21 protein-coding genes and 4 tRNA genes are annotated in these 21,400 nt (G+C 59.1%); 5 read left to right on the top strand and 20 right to left on the bottom strand.

The annotated features are described in order from the left end of the window. Window positions 1-35 precede the first annotated feature (35 nt). The 7 genes from rbsD to DXT77_RS09370 all read right to left on the bottom strand — a co-directional run bounded on the left by rbsD (window position 36) and on the right by DXT77_RS09370 (window position 6,595). Window positions 36-440, bottom strand: a complete 405-nt coding sequence (gene rbsD, locus DXT77_RS09340; RefSeq protein ID WP_119427435.1) for a D-ribose pyranase — start codon at window positions 438-440, stop codon at window positions 36-38. Beyond that, window positions 437-1,354, bottom strand: a complete 918-nt coding sequence (rbsK, locus tag DXT77_RS09345) for a ribokinase (protein ID WP_119427436.1) — start codon at window positions 1,352-1,354, stop codon at window positions 437-439. Before rbsK ends, rbsD begins: the two co-directional genes overlap by 4 nt. Before the next feature lie 24 nt (window positions 1,355-1,378). Further along, entirely contained in the window at window positions 1,379-2,398 is a 1,020-nt protein-coding gene (locus DXT77_RS09350; protein WP_119427437.1) for a LacI family DNA-binding transcriptional regulator, read from the bottom strand. Between the two features lie 3 nt (window positions 2,399-2,401). Further along, window positions 2,402-3,379, bottom strand: a complete 978-nt coding sequence (locus DXT77_RS09355) for an ABC transporter permease (protein WP_025111208.1) — start codon at window positions 3,377-3,379, stop codon at window positions 2,402-2,404. Next, the gene (locus DXT77_RS09360) at window positions 3,376-4,929 is read right to left on the bottom strand and encodes a sugar ABC transporter ATP-binding protein (protein WP_085732496.1); all 1,554 of its coding nucleotides are present in this window, start codon (window positions 4,927-4,929) and stop codon (window positions 3,376-3,378) included. The genes DXT77_RS09355 and DXT77_RS09360 overlap by 4 nt, the downstream gene beginning before the upstream one ends. A gap of 55 nt (window positions 4,930-4,984) precedes the next feature. After that, window positions 4,985-5,944: a sugar ABC transporter substrate-binding protein gene (locus DXT77_RS09365; protein WP_085712021.1), complete on the bottom strand. Its 960-nt coding sequence runs from the start codon at window positions 5,942-5,944 to the stop codon at window positions 4,985-4,987. 201 nt (window positions 5,945-6,145) lie between these two features. Next, window positions 6,146-6,595 (bottom strand): hypothetical protein, encoded by a 450-nt coding sequence (locus tag DXT77_RS09370; protein ID WP_119427438.1) that lies wholly within the window; start codon window positions 6,593-6,595, stop codon window positions 6,146-6,148. A gap of 348 nt (window positions 6,596-6,943) precedes the next feature. On the opposite strand from DXT77_RS09370, the gene DXT77_RS09375 reads away from it, so the two are divergent. The 3 genes from DXT77_RS09375 to DXT77_RS09385 all read left to right on the top strand — a co-directional run bounded on the left by DXT77_RS09375 (window position 6,944) and on the right by DXT77_RS09385 (window position 9,196). Next, a complete protein-coding gene (locus tag DXT77_RS09375; protein WP_119427439.1) occupies window positions 6,944-8,032 on the top strand; it encodes an asparaginase in 1,089 nt (362 codons plus the stop codon). A 179-nt stretch (window positions 8,033-8,211) separates the two neighbouring features. Beyond that, on the top strand, window positions 8,212-8,502 hold the full coding sequence (locus DXT77_RS09380) for a DUF1654 domain-containing protein (RefSeq protein ID WP_119427440.1): 291 nt from the start codon (window positions 8,212-8,214) through the stop codon (window positions 8,500-8,502). A gap of 4 nt (window positions 8,503-8,506) precedes the next feature. Continuing rightward, window positions 8,507-9,196 (top strand): endonuclease, encoded by a 690-nt coding sequence (locus DXT77_RS09385; protein ID WP_085712017.1) that lies wholly within the window; start codon window positions 8,507-8,509, stop codon window positions 9,194-9,196. 53 nt (window positions 9,197-9,249) lie between these two features. Here the strand turns inward: DXT77_RS09385 and DXT77_RS09390 are convergent, their stop codons facing one another. Both DXT77_RS09390 and DXT77_RS09395 read right to left on the bottom strand, forming a co-directional pair. Continuing rightward, on the bottom strand, window positions 9,250-10,161 hold the full coding sequence (locus tag DXT77_RS09390; protein WP_119427441.1) for a siderophore-interacting protein: 912 nt from the start codon (window positions 10,159-10,161) through the stop codon (window positions 9,250-9,252). A gap of 87 nt (window positions 10,162-10,248) precedes the next feature. Then, the gene (locus DXT77_RS09395; RefSeq protein ID WP_119427442.1) at window positions 10,249-10,617 is read right to left on the bottom strand and encodes an SPOR domain-containing protein; all 369 of its coding nucleotides are present in this window, start codon (window positions 10,615-10,617) and stop codon (window positions 10,249-10,251) included. A 250-nt stretch (window positions 10,618-10,867) separates the two neighbouring features. Here DXT77_RS09395 and csrA point away from each other — a divergent pair, with 250 nt between their 5' ends. Next, window positions 10,868-11,062: a carbon storage regulator CsrA gene (gene csrA / locus DXT77_RS09400; protein ID WP_003179932.1), complete on the top strand. Its 195-nt coding sequence runs from the start codon at window positions 10,868-10,870 to the stop codon at window positions 11,060-11,062. 215 nt (window positions 11,063-11,277) lie between these two features. On the opposite strand, the gene DXT77_RS09405 is transcribed toward csrA, so the two are convergent. The 3 genes from DXT77_RS09405 to DXT77_RS09415 form a co-directional block, all read right to left on the bottom strand. After that, entirely contained in the window at window positions 11,278-11,733 is a 456-nt protein-coding gene (locus tag DXT77_RS09405) for a DUF2214 family protein (RefSeq protein ID WP_119427443.1), read from the bottom strand. A gap of 318 nt (window positions 11,734-12,051) precedes the next feature. After that, a complete protein-coding gene (locus DXT77_RS09410; RefSeq protein ID WP_147406992.1) occupies window positions 12,052-12,279 on the bottom strand; it encodes a hypothetical protein in 228 nt (75 codons plus the stop codon). A gap of 303 nt (window positions 12,280-12,582) precedes the next feature. Further along, window positions 12,583-12,659, bottom strand: a tRNA-Val gene (locus DXT77_RS09415). Between the two features lie 184 nt (window positions 12,660-12,843). Here DXT77_RS09415 and DXT77_RS09420 point away from each other — a divergent pair. Then, a complete protein-coding gene (locus tag DXT77_RS09420) occupies window positions 12,844-14,127 on the top strand; it encodes an FAD-binding oxidoreductase (RefSeq protein ID WP_119427445.1) in 1,284 nt (427 codons plus the stop codon). Between the two features lie 51 nt (window positions 14,128-14,178). Here DXT77_RS09420 and DXT77_RS09425 read toward each other — a convergent pair whose 3' ends face one another. The 8 genes from DXT77_RS09425 to DXT77_RS09460 form a co-directional block, all read right to left on the bottom strand. Further along, on the bottom strand, window positions 14,179-15,150 hold the full coding sequence (locus DXT77_RS09425; RefSeq protein WP_119427446.1) for an XdhC family protein: 972 nt from the start codon (window positions 15,148-15,150) through the stop codon (window positions 14,179-14,181). Between the two features lie 2 nt (window positions 15,151-15,152). Beyond that, window positions 15,153-16,388: a cytochrome c gene (locus tag DXT77_RS09430; RefSeq protein ID WP_119427447.1), complete on the bottom strand. Its 1,236-nt coding sequence runs from the start codon at window positions 16,386-16,388 to the stop codon at window positions 15,153-15,155. A gap of 2 nt (window positions 16,389-16,390) precedes the next feature. After that, window positions 16,391-16,930 (bottom strand): (2Fe-2S)-binding protein, encoded by a 540-nt coding sequence (locus tag DXT77_RS09435; RefSeq protein WP_119427448.1) that lies wholly within the window; start codon window positions 16,928-16,930, stop codon window positions 16,391-16,393. Continuing rightward, window positions 16,923-19,754, bottom strand: a complete 2,832-nt coding sequence (locus DXT77_RS09440; protein WP_119427449.1) for a xanthine dehydrogenase family protein molybdopterin-binding subunit — start codon at window positions 19,752-19,754, stop codon at window positions 16,923-16,925. The genes DXT77_RS09435 and DXT77_RS09440 overlap by 8 nt, the downstream gene beginning before the upstream one ends. Before the next feature lie 410 nt (window positions 19,755-20,164). Then, a tRNA-Asp gene (locus DXT77_RS09445) sits at window positions 20,165-20,241 on the bottom strand. Between the two features lie 93 nt (window positions 20,242-20,334). Continuing rightward, a tRNA-Asp gene (locus tag DXT77_RS09450) sits at window positions 20,335-20,411 on the bottom strand. A gap of 55 nt (window positions 20,412-20,466) precedes the next feature. Next, a tRNA-Val gene (locus DXT77_RS09455) sits at window positions 20,467-20,542 on the bottom strand. A 90-nt stretch (window positions 20,543-20,632) separates the two neighbouring features. After that, complete coding sequence (locus tag DXT77_RS09460; protein ID WP_178083456.1) at window positions 20,633-21,394, bottom strand: SDR family oxidoreductase; 762 nt, start codon at window positions 21,392-21,394, stop codon at window positions 20,633-20,635. Between the last annotated feature and the right edge of the window lie 6 nt (window positions 21,395-21,400).

Here is a 21,400-nt window from a genome sequence, read left to right on the forward strand (position 1 = left end):
TGTGCATTTGAAATCAGAAAAGGGACTGAGCCCCGTTAAAACGTTACCCCGGCCACCAGCACGATGTTGCAGTACGGCTGACATTCGCCTGTACGGACAATCGCTCGCGCCTGTCGGCTGAGAGCCTTGAATTGCTCATGACTGAGCAGATCGCGCCGCCCCAGCGCACCTTCTTCATTCAATGCATCCAGCGAAGCCAGTGCAGTGGGTAGCTTGTCGAAGATTTCCTGGGCGAGCACATGACTTTCCACCTGCATTTCGCTGAGCACGATCTTCAGGGTGCTGACGAAATCCGGAACACCGTGGGTCAGCGCGAGGTCGATCAACTCGACACCCGGTGGCACGGGCAAGCCAGCATCACCGATCACGACGATGTCGCCATGACCCAGGGAGGCAATCAGCCGAGACAGCGCGATATTGAGCAATGGAGTCTTTTTCATGCGGGCTTGAACGCCTGTACGTCGGATGATGTGGGAATGGACGGCTGGGCACCCGCACGAGTAACAGACAGCGCCGCGGCTATCTGACCAAAACGAACGGCCTCGACCTCGGTTTTGCCAGCGGCCAACGCCGCCGCGAAACCGCCGACGAAGGTGTCCCCGGCAGCCGTGGTATCGACCGCTTTCACTTTGGGCGCAGGAAAGTGCTGGTAGCCCGAGCCGCTGGCAAACAACGCCCCCTGAGCACCCAGCGTGACGATCACGTTGCCGGCACCCATGGAAATCAGTCGTGCAGCTGCTTTTTCAGCGCTTTCCAGCGAGTCCACCGGCAAGCCGCTGATGGCGGCAGCCTCGCTTTCATTGGGAATCAGGTAGTCGATGGAAGCAAACCAGTCCGCAGGCAAAGGACGACTGGCCGGGGCCGGATTCAGGATGACCGTCTTGCCCAGTTCACGACCGCGCTTGAGCGCATGACCGACGGTGGCATCGGGAATTTCCAGCTGACAAATGATCACATCCGCGGCCTGCAAGACCGCATCGAACTGGTCGATCACCGCAGGCGTCATCGAACCGTTGGCTCCGGCAACGATGACGATAGCGTTCTGACTGTTGTCATCGACCACAATCAGCGCTACGCCACTGGAGTCCTCGACCACGCTGACCGCCTGGCAATCGATCTGCTCGGCCAGCAATGCCTCGCGCAATTGCACGCCATAGTCATCATTGCCAACAGAGCCAACCATCGACACCTGAGCGCCCAGCCGCGCGGCGGCCACCGCCTGGTTGGCACCCTTGCCACCTGACACAGTGGCGAACGAATGCCCGATCAGTGTCTCGCCACCCCGAGGCAAACGAGGTGCCCGGGTGACCAGGTCCATGTTCAGGCTGCCTATTACCACTACATTTGCGGGCATACATCACTACTCATCAATTCGGTTTCAACGATATTCGGTAAACACGCCAGCCAGCGGCGCAGTCGACTCTCGCAAGACAATACTCGGGGTCACGATCCGCTGATCCGTAGCCAGATCCGGGGTGGCAATTCTCCGCAGCAACACTTCCGCCGCCATCTCGCCCAACTGCAGGATCGACTGCCCCACAGTGGTCAGCGCCGGGTACACATAACGGCTCATCTGGATATCGTCGAAGCCGATCACCGACAACAGCGCAGGTACGCGCACATTGCGCTCGGCGGCGGCGCGCAGCACACCGATGCCGATCATGTCGTTGCCGGCAAAGATTGCACTGGGGGGGTTGCCCTCAAGCAAAACTGCAGCCGCGTTGTAACCGCCAGTGCTGGTGAAATCGCTTTCCAGCATCCGCGATGGCGGTACTTCAATACCTGCCTCTTTCAAGGCGCGGCAAAATCCGGCCTGACGCATTTGCGCAACACTGGTGCTCGCCGGACCGCCAATCGTGGCGATATCGCGATGCCCCAGTTCAATCAGGTGTCTTGTCGCCAGATAGGCGCCATATTCATGGTCGATGCGCACAAGATCGGCGTCCACACCTTCCAGCCCCCGGTCAACGATCACCATCGGCGTCTTGACCCCGGCCAGACCTTGTACCAGACCACTGTCACCGCCAGCGGAGGCGACGATCAAGCCATCGATGCGCTTCTCCAGCAGCACCCGAAGGTAGCTGCGCTGCTTTTCCGGATTGTCGTCGGAATTGCAGAGAATTACGCAGTAGCCATTACGCTCACAATAATCCTCGATCCCCCGGGCCAGTTCGGCAAAGTACGGATTAAGACTGTTGGGCACCAGCAGGCCAATGGTGGCAGTGGTCTTGGCCTTCAGCGATCGAGCTACGGCGCTCGGCACGTAGTCGAGGCTTTTGATCGCCGCCTCGACTTTCAACCGCACCTCTTGGCTCACCGGTCGGGTGTTGTTCACAACATGGGAGACGGTCGTGTAGGAAATTCCCGCAAGCGCCGCCACATCCTTGATTGTCGCCATGTCTCAGCCCCGCCGGCTTGCGCGTTGGCTGCGATACGTATCGAGCACTACCGCGATGACGATCACTGCACCCGTGATGATGCGCTTGGTCGGCTCGGTTGCGCCGATCTGTGCCAGACCGGCCGCCAGCACGGAGATGATCAATACGCCGAAGAACGTACTGATGACCGAACCACGGCCGCCCATCAGGCTGGTGCCGCCGATCACTACCGCAGCGATCACTTGCAGTTCAAGGCCTGAACCGGCATTCGGGTCGGCAGCTTCCAGGCGGGAAATCTGGAACAGCGCCGCGATACCGGCCAGCAGCCCCATCAGGCTGAACACCAGAATCTTGTAGGGCTTGGGATTGATGCCTGCCAGCCGCACCGCTTCCTCGTTGGTACCGATGCCGATCAGGTAGCGACCGAACACGGTTCGGGTCAACACCGCTTGAGCAATAAAGATCACCAGCAAGGCGATGATGAACGACGGCGAAATACCAAAAGCGATCGGGTTCGACAACCACGCGAACGAGTCACCGATGTAGGCCGTGCGCGAACCGGTCATCTGATACGCCAGGCCTCGGGCCATTTCCAGCACACCGAGCGAAACGATAAACGACGGAATTCGCCAGGCAACCGTGATCGAGCCGGTCACCGTGCCGGCCAGTGCCGCCACTGCCATGCCAAGCAGCGCAGCCGGAAGGACACTCCAGCCCCAGCCCAGGATCGCCACGCTGACGGTCGATGCCGCAAGCGCCAGCACCGAGCCCACCGACAGGTCGATCCCGCCGATGATCAGCACGAAGGTCATGCCGACCGCCAACACCATCAGGTCGGGGATCTGGTTGGCCAGGGTGCTGAAGGTGTTGTACGACAGGAAGTGGCTGCTCATGACCGAGAACAGCGCAACCATCGCCAGCAAGGCACCGGCCAGGCCCAGGTAAGTGCCCAGACCGTAGAAGTTGCCACTACGTTTACCGGCAGAAGATGCAGTTTTCATGGGAGATCCCTAGGCGCTGCCTCGTTGAGCAACGCATCACGTTTTTGGTAGCCGGCGAACGCGGCAGCAAGCAAGTCATCCTGGGTCCAGCTGTCGCGCTCGAACGTGTCGATCAGACGCCCCGCCGACAGCACCCCGATGCGGTCGCAGATCAGCATCAGCTCGCGCAGGTCACTGGAGACCACCACCAGTGCCTTGCCCTGCCGGGTCAGCTCACCCAGCAGGTTATAAATGTCGAACTTGGCACCGACGTCGATACCGCGAGTGGGCTCATCGAACAGCAACACCGAACAGTCACGCTCCAGCCAGCGGCCGATCACCACTTTCTGCTGGTTGCCACCGGACAGTTCGGACACCAGTTGCGTCGGACTCGAACTGCGGATGCGCATGGCATCGATCTGCCGTTTAGCCAGGGAGATTTCGTCGCCATTGTTGACGAAACCACCGCTGGAAATCTCCGGCATATTGCCCAGGGCAATGTTGGCGCTGATCGACTGGCTCAGCAGCAGGCCCTCACCCTTTCGGTCTTCAGTGATCAGGGCAATGCCATTGCGCACTGCGTCGACCGGCGAGCGGATACTCACCACCTGCGCCGGTGAACCGAGGGCAACGCTGCCGCTGTCGGCGAGATCGGCGCCGAAGATCAGGCGCAGCAGTTCCGTGCGCCCTGCCCCGATCAACCCGGAAATGCCAAAAATCTCACCGGCACGCACTTCGAAGGACACGTCGCGCACCTTGTCGGAACGAGTGAGGCCTTTCACCGTCAACGCAGGAGCTCCGATATTGCGCGGGCCCATGTCCATGTGTTCGCCCAGCTCGCGACCGACCATCAGGGTGACCAGTTGCTCGCTGTTGTAGTTGGCCATCGGCTCGACGCAAACAAGATTGCCGTCACGCAGCACGGCAATGCGCTGTGCGACTCGGGCCAGCTCTTCGAGACGGTGGGAGATATAAATGATCGCAACGCCACGCGCCTGCAGCCGGGTGATCTGCTCGAAGAGCATTTCAACTTCGCGAGCGGTGAGCATCGCGGTCGGCTCGTCGAGAATCAGCACATGGCAATCGCCGATCAGGTTACGCGCGATCTCGACCATTTGCTGGTGACCGATACCCAGCTCACCGACCAGTGTGTCCGGGTCGATGGCATCCAGGCCGACCTGAGCCATGGCTTCGATGGCAGCCTTGCGCAGCTGTTTGCGACTGATCCAGCCACCATTGCTTGGCAGGTTGTCGAGAAACAGGTTTTCCGCCACCGAAAGGGTCGGCAACAGATTGAGTTCTTGCATGACCATGCGCACGCCAAGCTCTTCGGCCTGGGTACGGCTGCCAGGGCGGTATTCCTTGCCCTGGAATTGCATCTGCCCGGTGGTCGGGGTCACCAGACCACCGATGATTTTCGACAGGGTACTTTTACCGGCACCGTTCTCGCCGGTCAGTGCCAGCACTTCACCGCGCATCAGCGTCAAGTCGATGCCGGTGAGCACCGGCTGCGCATAGGTCTTACCGATACCGCTGACCGAGAGGACAGCGTTCGGGGCGGAAACTGACATAAAAACTCTCCATGCGCTCGCCCGGACGGACGAGCGCCGTTGTGTCGCCGAAGGACTACTTTTTGGTGACCAGCTCGACCGGGGTTTCGATGACACCGTTGGCGCCACTGTCGACTTTCTCGCCCTTGATGATTTTCAGCGCGGTCTCGATACCGAACACGGCCTGTTTGGCAGCGAACTGGTCAGCCGTTGCGAGTACGCGACCATCCTGCAGCATCGGCTTGATGGCGTTGATGTTGTCGTAACCGACCACTTGTACCTGCCCGGCCTTGCCGGCCGCACGCACAGCGGAAACAGCGCCGACCGCCATGCTGTCGTTACCGGCCAGCAACGCCTTGACGTCCGGGTACTCGCTGAGAATCGAAGCGGCTACCTTGTTGCCCTTGTCGATTTCCCAGTCGCCGGACTGCAGGGAAACGACCTTGATCTGCGCGGCTTCCATCGCATCCTTGAAGCCAGCGGTACGCTGCTGGGCGTTGGTTGTTGTGGAAACGCCCTCGATGATGCCGACTTCGTCACCTGCCTTCAGTTGCTTGGCCAGGTACTCGCCCACCAGACGTGCACCCTTGCGGTTGTCCGGGCCTACGAACGGTACGGAGATATTCTTGCTTTTGATGACGGCGGGATCGAGCTGGTTGTCGATGTTGATCACGGTGATGCCGGCGTCGACGGCTTTCTTGATCACCGGCACCATGGCCTTGGAGTCAGAAGGTGCGATGACCAGTGCATTGACCTTCGCCAGAATCATCTGCTCGACGATGCGGGTCTGGCCTGCCGTGTCGGTTTCGTCCTTGATGCCGTTGGAGATCAGGTCGAAATCGGCGGAGTGCTCTTTCTGGTAAGCCTTGGCGCCGTCTTCCATGGTGAGGAAGAATTCGTTGGCCAAAGACTTCATGACCAGTGCGACCTTGGGTTTTTCGGGGGACTCAGCGAAAGCCGAAGAGACAGGCAGTGCGGCGGATGCGGCAGCCAGCATGGCGACAGCGAGAAGACGTCCAGCGAATGGCAGCTTCATGGGTTCACTCCGATCTTATGATTATTGTGAGCAACGCTTGCGCTGGCGTAAGCTTCGTCGGCATTTTCCAGACAACAGGGTCTCGAAAAAGCCGCGCAAACGTTTGCGTAGACCGAACTATGCGAATCCCGCCCACGTTTGTCAACAATCAGAAGTCGGTATTGATTGTAGGGCGAATCTGCAGATTCGCCCCTTGAGTGCTCAAGCCGTGGTATTGACCACGTTACCGGCGGAAGAACCTTTCGACATTTCCTTGACCAGCGCGGCCGAGACTTCCAGCAGCGCGCCGCTGGTTTCGGCGATCTCGCCCTGAACGGCCATGACCGCCTGCGACTTCGCTTCCGGAGTCGGATAGCGCGCAGCTTGTGCCGCAGCCAATCGTTTCTGCTGCTCCTGCAATTGTTTCTGTAATTCCTGCATCCGCTTCAGCAGCATCTTGACGGTGACACTCAGGTTATCGCCACCCCCTTCAGTCTTGCTGTCTTCTTGCGCGGGACCGCCGGTCCTGACCTGATTGCTCTCCGGTTTTTCTGCGCCCAGCGCTTCAGTGGAAGCGTCCGCTTGCGCATCACTCATCGCGTTGATCGTAGCTGCGGTTTTGCCGCCGATGGTGACGGCACCGGGGTTGGAAAAACCGATCGTCAGTGACATGTGAACTCCCTCAATTCCAGTTTCCTTCAAAACCCATCGGCCTGCGGGAAGCTTTCTTTAGCAGAGAATGCAAATCCGGCAACCTCACTTGTCCTGCAAAAGATGTAGTCCTTTTCGGAGAGCCGAACACGAAAGCCTCCAATGTTCGGAATACCGGATCAACGATTCGGCCCGGGACTCACCAATCCATAAAATATTGATATAAATCATCAGGTTAAACATTTCTCTAACGCAAAGTACGGCTGGTACAGATCCTGCTCCCACCCTGCACCCCTGGCATTCAGATCGGCCCGGGGCGCATCTAGATGAACCTGCATCAGCACCGTCTCACTACTAGAGAGAAAAATAATGAAATCTGCTTTCAAGACATTGGTTCCGGGCGCTTTGGCCCTAATGCTGCTCCTGCCCTCCGCCCTTCAGGCAAAAGAAGTCGAAACCCAGGCCAAACTGGCCAACGTGGTGGTCCTCGCTACAGGCGGCACCATTGCCGGCGCCGGCGCCAGTGCCGCCAACAGCGCTACCTATCAGGCCGCCAAGGTCGGCATCGAGCAATTGATCGCCGGCATTCCCGAGCTGAGCAAACTGGCGAACGTGCGTGGCGAGCAAGTCATGCAGATCGCGTCGGAAAGCATCACCAATGAAAACCTGCTGCAACTGGGTCGCCGCGTATCCGAGCTGGCCGACAGCAAAGACGTCGATGGCATCGTCATCACCCACGGCACCGACACCCTGGAAGAAACCGCCTACTTCCTGAACCTGGTGGAAAAAACCGACAAGCCGATCATCGTTGTCGGCTCGATGCGCCCAGGCACTGCCATGTCGGCGGACGGCATGCTCAACCTGTACAACGCCGTCGCCGTCGCCAGCAGCAAAGAGGCCCACGGCAAAGGCGTGCTGGTGACCATGAATGATGAAATCCAGTCCGGCCGCGATGTCAGCAAAATGATCAACATCAAGACCGAAGCGTTCAAGAGCCCATGGGGTCCTCTGGGCATGGTGGTCGAAGGCAAATCCTATTGGTTCCGTTTGCCAGCCAAGCGCCACACCATGGATTCGGAATTTGATATCAAGACCATCAAGAGCCTTCCTGACGTAGAAATCGCCTATTCCTACGGTAATGTCGGCGACACCGCCTACAAAGCCCTGGCCCAGTCCGGCGCCAAAGCCATCATTCACGCCGGCACCGGCAATGGTTCGGTGTCTTCTCGCGTCGTCCCGGCCCTGCAAGCTCTGCGCAAGGATGGTGTTCAGATCATTCGCTCTTCCCACGTCAATGCCGGCGGCTTCGTTCTGCGCAACGCCGAACAGCCTGACGACAAATACGACTGGGTCGTGGCTCATGACCTGAACCCGCAAAAGGCCCGCATCCTGGCGATGGTCGCCCTGACCAAAACCAACGACAGCAAAGAGCTGCAACGGATGTTCTGGGAGTACTGATTCACCCTCGCCCGGCCGGATCTCGGCCGGGCACCCGTCTCACCACTCGCCGTCCTGGCGGGTGGTGCAATTACCTACACCGCCCCTGCTTCTTTCCTGCACAAAAAATTCGGATGAGCCACATCAAAACCGGAAAACCGCTGTCAGAGGATTTTCTTGATTTTTAAGCAGTTGCGAAAATGCCTACAGTTAAATACTGTATGCACGTACAGCTTAATAAGGATAACCTCGTGGCCACTTCCTCTGATGCTCCCGATGCCTACGAACGCATGGGCATGCGCGTTCAAAAGATCATCAACTCCCCCACCGCACAAAAAGCCAAAGCCGCTCTGATCTTCCGTCTCCCGGATGAACCGATCGATGAGTGGGAGCGCCTGCTGGAAGAAATCGACGAGAACGACAACGTCACCCTCGCCTATCGAGACGATGGTGGCGTGCAGATTTTCTGGGTTGTACCGAAGGAAGATTGACTCAATGATTGTCCGTTTTTTTGCTTTGCTTTTACTGTTCATTTCCCTGGGTGCCCAGGCTGGTGCGCCCCGCACATTCACCGAGGCCAAGAAGGTCGCCTGGAAGCTGTACGCACCACAATCCACCGAGTTTTATTGCGGCTGCAAGTACACGGGAAACAAGGTCGACCTGGCCGCTTGCGGTTATGTACCGCGTAAAAATGCCAAGCGCGCCGCCCGCATTGAATGGGAGCACATTGTCCCGGCCTGGGAGTTCGGTCATCAGCGCCAATGCTGGCAGGAAGGCGGACGCAAGAATTGCACGCGCTATGACCCGAGCTACCAGAAAGCCGAAGCAGACCTGCACAACCTGGTACCGAGCATCGGTGAGGTCAATGGTGATCGCAGCAACTTCAGTTACGGCTGGCTGCCAGTCGAAAAAGGTCAATATGGCTCCTGCCTGACCCAGGTCGACTTCAAGGCGAAGAAGGTCATGCCCCGCCCTTCGATTCGCGGCATGATCGCTCGCACCTATTTCTATATGAGCAAGCAATACGGCTTGCGCCTGTCGAAGCAGGATCGCCAGCTATATGAAGCGTGGGACAAGACGTACCCGGTGCAAGACTGGGAGCGTCAGCGCAATCAGAGCGTGGCGTGCGTGATGGGGCGTGGCAATGAGTTTGTCGGGCCGGTGAACATGAAAGCCTGCGGCTGATCGCCACGCAAAAGAAAAGGCCCCGCGCTTCAAGCTCGAGGCCTTTTTTGTGGTCAGCCGCCGGGCTTGTTGCATCGCCAGTAGCCCATCAGATTGAGTGCTTCTCGCGGGATACCGCGCTCCTTGATCAGGTATCGGCGCAAATTCATGACCGCCGCAGACTCACCGGCAATCCAGCCATAGAAACCGTCAGTGGCGGTTTCGGCGATTTCCCAGAGGATCTCCTGATCGATATCGACGTCGGCCAGTTCTACCGCCTGATTGATCGTCGATGCGTCGACAGGTAGCGCAGCCTTTCGCACCGCCTCCACCATCAGCGTCCCGGCAACCGCCGCTCTCGCTTGCTCCCGAATCAGCCATTGTACCGATAGTCCGGGCCAGTCCGGGACTGCGAGCATGTCCTGCGCACTGTCGACCTCAAAGAACGCCTGGGTCCGGGGTGGCTCTACCAGTGCGGCCAGCTCCTCGAGAATCCCCATTGCGGCGGGCAATGCGGTTGAGTCGGCGACCAGCAAAAGCTGCTGGAGGGTTTGCGGCGGCTTCCATTCAAAGCCGCCCGCCTCCTCGGCCGAAAACCGGCTATCGGGCGCCAGAATCTGCATCGACTCTCCCGGTTGCGCTCGAAGAGCCCAGCGAGAAGCCGGTCCGGTTTCGCCATGCAGTACAAAGTCGATGTCGACTTCGCCCCGATCGGCACGCAAGTGGCGAATGGTGTAGGTGCGCATCGCCGGGCGCCGATCCGCCAGCACCGAGCGGAAACGAGCGTACCAACCCTCACCCTCAGAGAGCCGGGCTGGCGAACCGTCCGCGGCCGGGAAAAACAGTTTGACGCGCTGATCAGGCGCCCAGGTTGCCATCTCGGCAACGGCCTCGCTGGCGAGGGTAATCCGCATGAGGTGCGGACTCAGCTGATGCTTGTGACGCAAAACAACGTCGAACAACTTGTAGGGACTGGCGGAGGCCATGCGGAGCTCCTTCTGAGTAACTTCGGTGACGCCTTTAAAAACGAATCACACCGGACACCCTTTAGTCAGCTCCGCTGAAAGGAATGTTTACTGTGCTGCGGTACGTTCGATCACAAGCGTCTCGATGTTCTGTTTTTTCGCCTTGATCAGCGCCGCATTCACATCAGCCTGTTTCGCTTCGGCTTCGGCTTCGGAGTTGAATGGCCCCAAAAGGATCCGGGTCTTTCCGCTGGCATCCTTGATGACATTGGCGATAAACGCATGCTCGATCAACCAGCCGCTCAGATCACTGACGGCTTGAGGTGTTTCACCGCGCACTTCCAGATCCCACTGCGGCCCGGACACGACTGCCGGCGCTGCCACCGCTACCGATTTTGGCTTTTGAGCATCTACACTCTTGCCTTCACCACATCCCGCCAATGCCAGTGCTGCGACCAACCAGACCAATTTGCGCACAACGCTTCCCTCTGAATTCTCGAAAGGGGGATCTTAACATTCGCGAATACTTTCAGAGCCCGGCAAAATGGGCACAAAACTACGAGATTGATGATTGCCGCACCTGTATAGTTACGCGCTGGGAATTAATGCCACATCTGCGCGTCAGAAAGAGGCACCCAAACCGTGAGACTTCGCACTAATCTATACGTACCACCGACCTCTGCACTGTCTGAATCAGGTGCCCTACAAAGCAATCAAGGAGAAGACCATGCTGATACTCACCCGCAAAGTCGGTGAAAGCATAAACATTGGTGATGACATTACGATCACCATCCTCGGCGTAAGCGGCCAACAGGTCCGCATCGGCATCAACGCTCCAAAGAACGTTGCCGTACACCGCGAAGAGATTTACCAGCGCATCCAGGCTGGCCTGACCGCACCGGACAAGCCACAAACCCCCTGAGCCCTTTCGCAGTCAGTAGCCAGTCTGTTCACCCTCGCGTCATGACTGGCTAAAGATCCGAGCGCCGTATTGCCATCCCCCACCTCATTGGTGACGGCGCAGGCTATTTCTCCTCCTGCTGCAACTCCCTCCCCCTTCCTCGCCACCGATACTAACCCTCATTTCAATGGCTGGCTGTCGGACGTTTCCGAATCAAAGCCGGGAATTGCGCCCGCCTAGCCGAACGTCACCCCACGCGCCATCCCGGTGGCCGCTATCACCATCAGAACCAGCAACAACGCCTCAGCATGACTGATTCGTGCAAACACCTTTGCTCGCGCCGTGTCGAGGGGAGTTCCGCGCGCCTGACCGATGCGCCATTTGATCAACGTAATCATCGGCGCAAGCTCCAGCAGCAGAATCAGCACAAATAGCGTCATCTTCAAATGGAACAGTGGCTGATGCAGATAGTAATCGGTGCCCTTTTCGTAACCGCCAAAAGCCCGCATGCCGCCCGTGACCAGCAGCACCAGCGCAGATACGCCCCATAGATTGTCAGCGAGCAAAACCCGCCGAACCTCGCCCGCCCCGGCCGCCAGGCGGCTGAAAGCCGTTCCGCGCGTCAGCACGGCCCAGAAACCCAAGGCAAATGCCAGCAAGTGAACTGCAGCCAGAAACCAATGAACCAGCATTGATGAACTCCCGTCAGACTGAGATGAAAATCGGCCAGACAGTAGTAGTCGAAAAAATACGGACTTGCCCGATGCCCACCTGAAAGGCAGCGCTGGTTGAGAAAGGCGACAGGATGAATGCGTGAGGAGAGGTAAATCGCGGGCAAAAAAAATCCCAAGCAGCTGATGGAAGCTTGGGATTTAAAAATGCATAAACCGTGGTGGTGAACGCGGGGCGGATATTACTGATTTTCTCAGTGTGTAACAACGTATTTTTGATAACCGGTTGGTTCAATAGCAACGTAAGCCTTTCAATATCCACATTTTTTATACGGAGGCCTACCTTTTACCCAGATGATCCTCCAGGAATTGCTCATTGAACGGCTGACAAGAATTCGCCAGCCTATCCTTGATGACTGCCCACGCCTGCTTGCGGATAACATCGAACCCCTCATCTGTGAGAGGAAGCCGCCCATTGAAATATTTGTCGATCATAGCGACTAGCTCATCCCGCCGCGGCCCTGGCTCAATCCGCTCAAGAGCGAGGGTGTCGAGTTCTTTGGCCATCCTCAATTTCCCCAAATAGAAACAAGCGACCTTTTTAAAGCAGATCACTTAAGGCTTCTGTAGGAGCTTTCTGTTTTGGGTGGGAGATAATTCTCAAAACGGCCAAATAACTTATTTGGCCATTTTCTGCTCATCCACCCAGATACGAACTCCATTGAATGAAGCTCAGGACTTCAGATGTCGACTCAGGCGGATGCCAAACCTGCGCCCGGAACAAATCAGGGGACTAAAAACGCCAGACAACAAAAAAGGGCTCACCTTTCGGTGAGCCCTTTCAGACCGCCCAGCAGAGCGGATTTTGTTTGGTAGGCGCGATTGGACTCGAACCAACGACCCCCACCATGTCAAGGTGGTGCTCTAACCAACTGAGCTACGTGCCTGCTGTGAGGCGGCATTCTACGGAATTCCGGAGGGGTGTCAACACCTTTTTTTCACCTAACCCTATGAATATGCAAAATATTTAATTTCGGCCCATCGCAAGAAGATTTCCCGGTGGCTGGCGGAGGTTTTTCAACTCGGGTAGGATCGTCGCACTCGTAAAATATATTAAACAGAGGCTGCAGGATGGCGAACACCCCTTACCCAGAGTCTTATTACGCTGCGTCGGCCAACGCCGTACCACCACGCCCTGCCCTGCAGGATGACGTGGAGACGGATGTCTGTGTGATCGGCGCTGGCTATACGGGACTTTCCTCGGCCCTGTTCCTGCTGGAGAACGGCTTTCGCGTGACCGTGCTGGAGGCCGCCAAGGTCGGCTTCGGTGCTTCGGGACGCAATGGCGGGCAAATCGTCAACAGCTACAGCCGTGACATCGACGTGATCGAACGCAGCGTCGGCCCGAAGCAGGCTCAGTTGCTCGGGCAGATGGCGTTCGAGGGCGGCCGGATCATTCGTGATCGTGTCAGCAAATACAACATCCAGTGCGACTTGAAGGACGGTGGCGTGTTCGCGGCCTTGTCGGCCAAGCAGATGGGCCACCTGGAATCACAGAAGCGCCTGTGGGAGCGTTTCGGACACACCCAGCTTGAACTGCTCGATCAGCGCCGCATCCGTGAAGTGGTCGCCTGCGATCAATACGTCGGCGGCATGCTCGACATGAGCGGTGGCCACATCCACCCGCTGAATCTGGCACTTGGCGAAGCCGCAGCCGTGGAATCCCTGGGTGGCACTATCTATGAACAGTCACCGGCCGTGCGCATCGAACGCGGCGCCAACCCGGTCGTGCATACGCCGCAGGGCAAAGTCAGGGCCAAATTCATCATCGTTGCCGGCAACGCCTACTTGGGCAATCTGGTGCCGGAACTGGCAGCCAAGTCGATGCCGTGCGGCACTCAGGTCATCACCACCGAACCTCTCGGCGATGAACTGGCAAAATCCCTGCTGCCACAGGACTACTGCGTCGAGGACTGTAACTACCTGCTCGACTACTACCGCCTCACCGGCGACAAACGCCTGATCTTCGGCGGCGGCGTGGTGTACGGCGCGCGAGACCCAGCCAATATCGAAGCAATCATCCGCCCGAAAATGCTCAAGGCCTTCCCGCAGCTCAAGGATGTGAAGATTGATTACGCCTGGACCGGCAACTTCCTGCTGACCCTGTCGCGCCTGCCTCAGGTCGGGCGCCTGGGCGACAACATCTATTATTCCCAGGGGTGCAGCGGCCACGGCGTGACCTACACGCACCTGGCCGGCAAGGTCTTGGCCGAAGCGCTGCGCGGCCAGGCCGAGCGCTTCGATGCGTTTGCCGACCTGCCGCACTATCCGTTCCCCGGCGGGCAACTGCTGCGCACGCCGTTTGCTGCGCTGGGCGCGTGGTATTACGGGCTGCGCGACAAGCTCGGTTTCTGACGCGCAAAAAAAGGGCCGCTGAAAAGCGGCCCTTTTTACATTCAGCATCAGTCACAGCTGATCTCGTGCAATCCCGCTGCGAATCCGCAGAATATCCGCAAGCACTGCCAAAGCGATTTCCGACGGTGTCTTGCTGCCAAGGTTAAGACCGATCGGCGCATGAATCCGCGCCAGCTCGCCCTCCCCCAAGCCGCCAATCCGGCGCAAACGCTCGAAGCGTTTCTGCGATGTCTGCTGCGAGCCCATTACACCGATATAAAAAGCCTCGGTGCGAACGGCTTCCATCATCGCCAGATCGTCAATACGCGGATCGTGGGTCAACGCCACCACCGCCGTATCACGGTGACAGCCACCCTCAGCGATGAACACCGACGGCAGTTGCCGGCGAATCTCGACGCCATTGAGCACCACGCCTTCCAGCACTTCATCACGCGGGTCGCAGAGAATCACTTCGAAGCCGAGACCGACCGCAAACTCCGCACAGGCCTGCGCCACGCTGGAATACCCAGCCAGCAGCAAACGCTGGGCGGCACCAATGCGAATCCGCACCCGATCGATTTCACGCTCGATCCGCGCACCCTGTTCACGATCCGCAAACAGCCTGCGCGCGCCCGTGGCCAGATCGACCTCGCGAATCAAGCGGCGCTGCCCCAGCAACGCCGATTCGAGTTCGCGCAGATGCGCCTGCACATCGCAGTCGGCGTCAAATTTCTCTACCAGCACATCGAGAATGCCGCCGCAGGGCAGGCTGACCCGCGAGCGCGGATCGTCACCTTCGCCATAACGCACGACGTTGATTGCATCGAGAAACGCACCCTCAGCGACGCGTTCGAGAAAATCTTCCTCGACGCAACCACCGGACAGCGACCCGATCCACTGTCCGTCATCGTTCACCGCCAACAGCGAACCCGGCGCGCGCGGCGCCGAGCCGTAGGTGGTCAGCACGGTGCAAAGCCAGATGCGCCGCCCCGCCGTCGACCATTCCAACGCCCGACGCACGACCTGCAGATCGAGATGCTGCATGATCAGTGCGCCTTGTGCTCGATGGACGAGGCGTCAGCCTGCAGCTTCTGCACGTCGCCCACCGCCAGTTCAGCAGATTGACCGCCCCAACCCTGACGCAGGTAGTTCAGCAGATCGGTCAGTTGTTCGGCACTGAGCTTGTCGGCAAAACCGGGCATCGGCTGCATGTGCTCGAATCCGGCGAATTTCTGTTCGCCGATACCGTCCTCGATCACTCGAACCAGATTGCGCGGATCTTCCAGGCGCAGCGTGGTATTGCCGCGCATGGCCACCGCGATGTGCGGCTTGCCTTCACCACCGGCCGCGTGACAACCGGCGCAGACGTTCAAGTATTCCTGACGGCCGCGCTGGGCACTGGCACTGAGTTTTTCCACTGGCACGTCGGTCAGTTCTTTCGCCGCCGGCGGCCTGTCGCCGAGCAGGAAGGTTGCCATCGCTGCCAGATCCGGATCATTCAGGCCCTGGGTGCTGTTGTGGAACACCGGGAACATCTCGTTGAACATCGTGCCCTGGGCACTCATGCCGTGCTTGAGGAACGTGCTCAGGTCCTGCTGATTCCAGCCGCGGGCCGCCAGGTCCGTTGCCAGCAGGCTCGGTGCCAGATAGCCATTGAGGATGCCGCCGGTCAGGCGTTTGTCCAGCTGCATCGCGCCCGGCAAGCCGCGTGGCGTGTGGCATTCGCCGCAGTGGCCGAGCACTTCGACCATGTACTGACCGCGCTTCCAGGCATCACTTTTGCCTTCGGCCGGCTCCAGCTTCAAGGCTTTGCCGTACATCATGTTCCAGCCGATCAGACCCGGACGCACGTTGAACGGAAAGCTCAGGCTCGTCACCGGCGCGGCGCGCTCGATCGGCTCGATGGTTTTCAGATACGCGTGAATCGCATCCGAATCCGCACGCGGCATCAAGTGATACGAGGTGTATGGCATCGCCGGGTACAGATTGGCGCCGTCACGACGCTTGCCTTCGGTGAGCGCAGCGAAGAATTCGTCATCGCTGTACAGGCCGATGCCGTGCTCCTTGCTCGGGGTGATGTTGGTGCCGTAGATCGTGCCGAATGGCGAAACGATCGGCAGGCCACCGGCAAACGGCGCGCCGCCCGGCGCTGTGTGGCAAGCCATGCAGTCGGCGGCGCGGGCGAGGTATTCGCCGCGTTTGACCTGATCATCCGCATGAGCCGCCAGCACAGGCACGGCAAACCCGACCGCCAGGGTCAGGCGGGTCAATAAACGCTTCATGCTTAACCCTCCTTGACCAGGCCGAGATCGGTCAGCACGTTGCGGGTGGCGTTGTAGTAACGCACATACCCGGTGCAACGGCAGATGTGATGGCCAAGGCTGTCCTCGATGACTTGTTCCAGTTTGCTTTTGACGATCGGCTGGCGTTGCAGCTTTTCCACCAGCACGGTCGCCGCGTTGACGAAACCCGGCGCGCAGTAGCTGCACTGGAAGGCGAACTCGTCGACGAAACGCTGCTGGATCGGGTTCAGCTCGGCGACCTGACCTTGCTCGTCACGCTTGGCGTGGCCTTCGATGGTGCGGACTTTCTTGCCCTCGAAGTAATGCGCGCCGGTGATGCAGGTGCGCACTTCCTCGCTGGTGCCGTCCGGGTTGTCGACGATCACCACACAGGCGTGGCAGATGCCCTGGCCGCAGCCCAGGCGCGAACCGGTGAGGTTCTTGTATTCGTGCAGGTAATCGATCATCGGCAGGTCATCAGGGATGTCCACCGGGCCGACGGATTGACCGTTGAGGGTCAGTTGAAGCGGACGGTTAGCCATTTAGGGCCTCCTTGATGCGCGCAGCAGTGATTGGAAGATCGCGGACACGTTTGCCGATGGCGTGGGCCACGGCGTTACCGATGGCGCCAACCACCGGGATCATCACCACTTCGGCGATGCCTTTGGACGGGTCACTTGGCGACAGTGGCGGAAGGATTTCCGACGTCTGCTTCCACACCGCCACATGGCGCGCCATCGGCAGGCGATAACGGTTGAAGTTCCAGTCACCCTCCCCCGGCCCGCCTTCGTACAGCGGCATCTCTTCCATCAAGGCGTGACCGATGCCCATGGCGATCCCGCCTTCGAGCTGGCCACGAACCAGTTCTTCGACCAGCACCCGGCCGCATTCCAGCCACGAGTGATGGTTGAGCACTTCGACTTCTGCCGAACCTTTGTTGACCTTCAACTCGACCAGCGTCGCCACCGGGCTGTAGTAGGTCACGGCGGCGTTGTTCAGTTGAACCACCGGATAGGCGATGTTCTGCCGATCCAGCAGGTGGAAACCGTCGCTGGTCATTTGCGCTTTCTTGGCTTTCGGAGCGCCGTCACCGTATTTCACGGCCAGACCGTCCAGCGGCAGACGTTCGCGCACGCCGTCGATGCTGTATTCGGCTTCTGCCCAGCTCCAGCGGTTGAAGCCGTGAACCGTGGCAGCCGTGACCAGACCGCGCTCGTGAGCACGCTTGGCCAGCTCTTCGAAACTCAGCGGCTGCATGCCGTTGGCAGTCAGTTTGCCGTCGACCCAATGCGCATCTTCGCGACGCACCACGTAAGGGTTGGCCTGGCCGCCGTAAGGGCCCTGACGCCAGATCTCCAGCGCTGCCGGCCACAGACCGTGGTTGAACAGCACGCGCGCCGCTTCACGGGTGGCGTGGCTGAAGTAGTAGGCGGAGTTGGTCGCGGACGAGGCCGACGCCAGCTTGCCGACCCAGCGTGGGTTACGCAGGAAGTTGTCCTGTTCGGCCTGACTCATGATGTAAGGGTTGCCGGCGGTGACCAGCTGCATTTCCTTCCATTCGGTTTCGCCGGTCTTCACGTCGTGCGCCGGGCTGCCGAGGAAATCAGCGACCACCAGGGCTTGCGAAGTGGACATGCCGGTGCCGATCTCGATACCGATATGACGCAGGGAAATGCGCCCTTCAGCGGTGAATTCGATGCTGGCCATCGGCGCTTCGGAACCGGTGCCGAAGTCTTTCTGGCAAATGGCGAAACCGACGCCGTACCAGTTGTCCGGATCCGCCGCTTCACGCTGTTTCTTGATCGCGTCGCGGTTTTTCCAGACTTCGTGCAGCGAAGCCTTGTCGAGAATCTCGTGCAGGCGCAGTGCACCGGCCGGGATCGCGCCCTGGGTGTTTTTCATCCCCGAACGCAGCGCGTTCTTGCGACGCAGATCGATGGCATCGACACCGAGGCGGTCGGCGATTTCATCGACCATCATTTCGGTGGAAGCCATGCTCTGCAGCGTGCCGTAGCCACGCATCGAACCCGCTTCAACGCCACGGGAGTGGTAAGCGGTAACTTGCAGGTCGTTCTGCGGCATGTAGTAGATCGACTGAGCCGCCGTTGCACCCACCGCGGCCACCGACGGGCTGTAGTTGATCCGACCACCACCGTCGACGCTCATTTCGGCGCGGAAGATCTTGAAGCTGTGATCGGTCTTGTCCACTGCCAACTGGTAGCGGATGTCGAACGGGTGACGCTTGATGCCGCTCTGGAACTGCTCGTAGCGGTCGTTGGCCAGGCGAATCGGCACACCTGCGCCGTACAACGCTGCCAGGGCCGCGTAGTAGACGAAAATGTTGTGGTCCTTGGAACCGTAACCGACGGTGTACCCCGGGTGCATGTTCAGGTTGGCAAGGCCGAAGCGCGACGGCGAGATCATCTTCGCGGTCTCGGTTGCAGCCTCCAGCGGGCACTGGGTGGCGACGACGAAATGCAGCGTCTTGGTGGCCGGGTCGTACCAGCCATTGCCGTTGTCCGGCTCCATCGCGGCAGGTTCGATCGACGGCGTCTTGTAGCGCTCGTCGAATACCAGCCAGTTGTCCGGCGGGGTGTCGATCTCTTTCTTCATGCGATCGGCGTAAAACAGGCCGCGCTCGGTCAGGTTGCCGTGCAGGTTTGGCTGGGAATTCCACACCGGGCGACGGTTTTTCAGCATCGGGAACAGGATCGAGTCCTTGAGGCTGGCGAACTCGTCTTCGTCCGCCGAGGTCGGGCCACCGACGCGCACGTAGCGGAAACTGCCATAGGGATCGCCTTCGTAGAACGGCACTTTTGCACCGTAACGAATCGCTTTGTCATTGAATTTGAGTTTGTTCTTGGCCTGACGGAAACGCTCGAAATCGTTCCAGATCAGGATGGCCACCGGGTGACCGATGAACATCGGTACCTTGCCTTCCGGCAGTAGCGGATCCGGCGCGTGCTCTTCAGGGAACACGATGCCGTCCTTGTCCAGGTCGGCCGCGGTGACGATGCGGTCAGGCTGCAGATCGGCACCGAGCCACGACAGGTCATAGCCGTCGTAGATGCGGTCGGCCTTGATGGTTTTCAGCAACATGGCGTGACCTTGCTGCTGGGGCCAGCCAGGCATGTCCTTGGAACGGATGTCGCGGGCAAAAACCTTGCTGCCGCAGACCTTGGACAAGGCATCGTTACGCTGGCGCGCCTTGCCGTTATTGCCGAGCCACTGCTCGGACGGCACGGTCACGCTGTTTTCCATCAAGGCAGCCAGCGCCTGACTGCTGAGCGGCGTGAGCGTAACGCTCACACCCGCCACCAGCCCGCCCTGAAGGAACGAGCGCCGGGATATTTCACGGTTGGACATGGATCATCCTCTGGGCGGTTATGGATCCGCCCTTCTGGTTATCTACTGGGAATCTCGAGTCTTGCAGAAGCCCTTTTTGGATAAACAAAGGGCGTGATGACAGTGCAAAGCTGACCGAAAGGTTAACTTTAAAGGTTTCTGCGCTCGCAGCAAACAACCAGTTACAAAAATCTGACTAAAGAATCAAAAATCAATGTGGCATTGCATCGCAGCGACCCGATGACGCAGAGGATATTGCCACGCGGACAACGTGCAGTCGTCGCGAGGCAACTGGAGGAGGAATTTGGGAAAGGTCAAATTTCAGACACAAAAAACCCCGGTCTTTCGACCAGGGTCTTTGCTATCGATTCCGAATCAACCAACGGTTGGTTTCGGTGTTTCAAGGCGTTCAGTGGTCCTTGAAACAGATATGGCGCAGCGGACGGGACTCGAACCCGCGACCCCCGGCGTGACAGGCCGGTATTCTAACCGACTGAACTACCGCTGCGTATCGCTTTGAGCTGACGCTCAAGTAACTCGTTTGACTGAAAGCTTCGTTGCTTTTCAATCGCGAACCAGACAGTGCCTGACTCGTTGAATATGGCGCAGCGGACGGGACTCGAACCCGCGACCCCCGGCGTGACAGGCCGGTATTCTAACCGACTGAACTACCGCTGCGCGTCGGTGGAGGCACTTTCAGCCTACCTCTTGCTTTCGCAAGTCTCTCGGGGAGTGGTGGGTGATGACGGGATCGAACCGCCGACATTCTGCTTGTAAGGCAGACGCTCTCCCAGCTGAGCTAATCACCCGTTTGCATCTCCGAGGCCGCGAAATTTACGCAGGTAGCGAACCTAAGTCAATAGCAGGATTGAAGTTTTTCTCAAAAATACAAAAACATGTCATTCCGAGTAGATCATCTTCTTGGTCATACCGCCGTCGACCACGAATTCCTGCCCCGTCACAAACCCGGCATTCTTCGACAGCAGCCACGCCACCATCGCCGCCACATCCTCGACCGTCCCTACCCTGCCCGCCGGATGCTGGGCATGATCGGTATCGGTCAGCGGCTCGGCCCGCCGTGCGGAAGGATCCCGCGCGTCGATCCAGCCCGGACTGACCGCATTGACCCGAATCTCCGGCCCGAGGCTGATTGCCAACGCATGAGTCAACGCCAGCAAACCGCCCTTGCTCGCCGCATAGGCTTCGGTATCGGGTTCTGACTGCGCCGCCCGGGTCGAGGCCAGATTGACGATCGCCCCGTTGTGCGCCCGCAGATACGGCGCACAATGCTTGGCCAGCAACATCGGCCCGCTGAGATTCACCGCCAGCACCCGGTTCCAGTAAGCCAGATCCAGGCTTTCCAGAGTGATGTTATGCGGATCGGCCACCGCCGCGTTACACACCAACGCATCCAGACGACCGAACTGCCCCAGCACTTCCGCGACGCCGAGCGCAACCTGGCTTTCATCCGCCACATCCATGGCGATAAACCAGGCATTTTCACCCAGCACTTTCGCCACTTTGGAGCCACGCGCCCGGTCCAGGTCCGTCAGCACCACTTGCCAGCCTTCGCTGATCAGCCACGCTGCGATCCCCAGACCGATGCCGCGAGCGGCACCCGTGACCAGCGCAACGCGGCCATGGGTGCCCGTATTTGGCATGGACAA

The organism is Pseudomonas sp. 91RF (assembly GCF_003576265.1).
GTDB lineage: Bacteria > Pseudomonadota > Gammaproteobacteria > Pseudomonadales > Pseudomonadaceae > Aquipseudomonas > Aquipseudomonas kribbensis.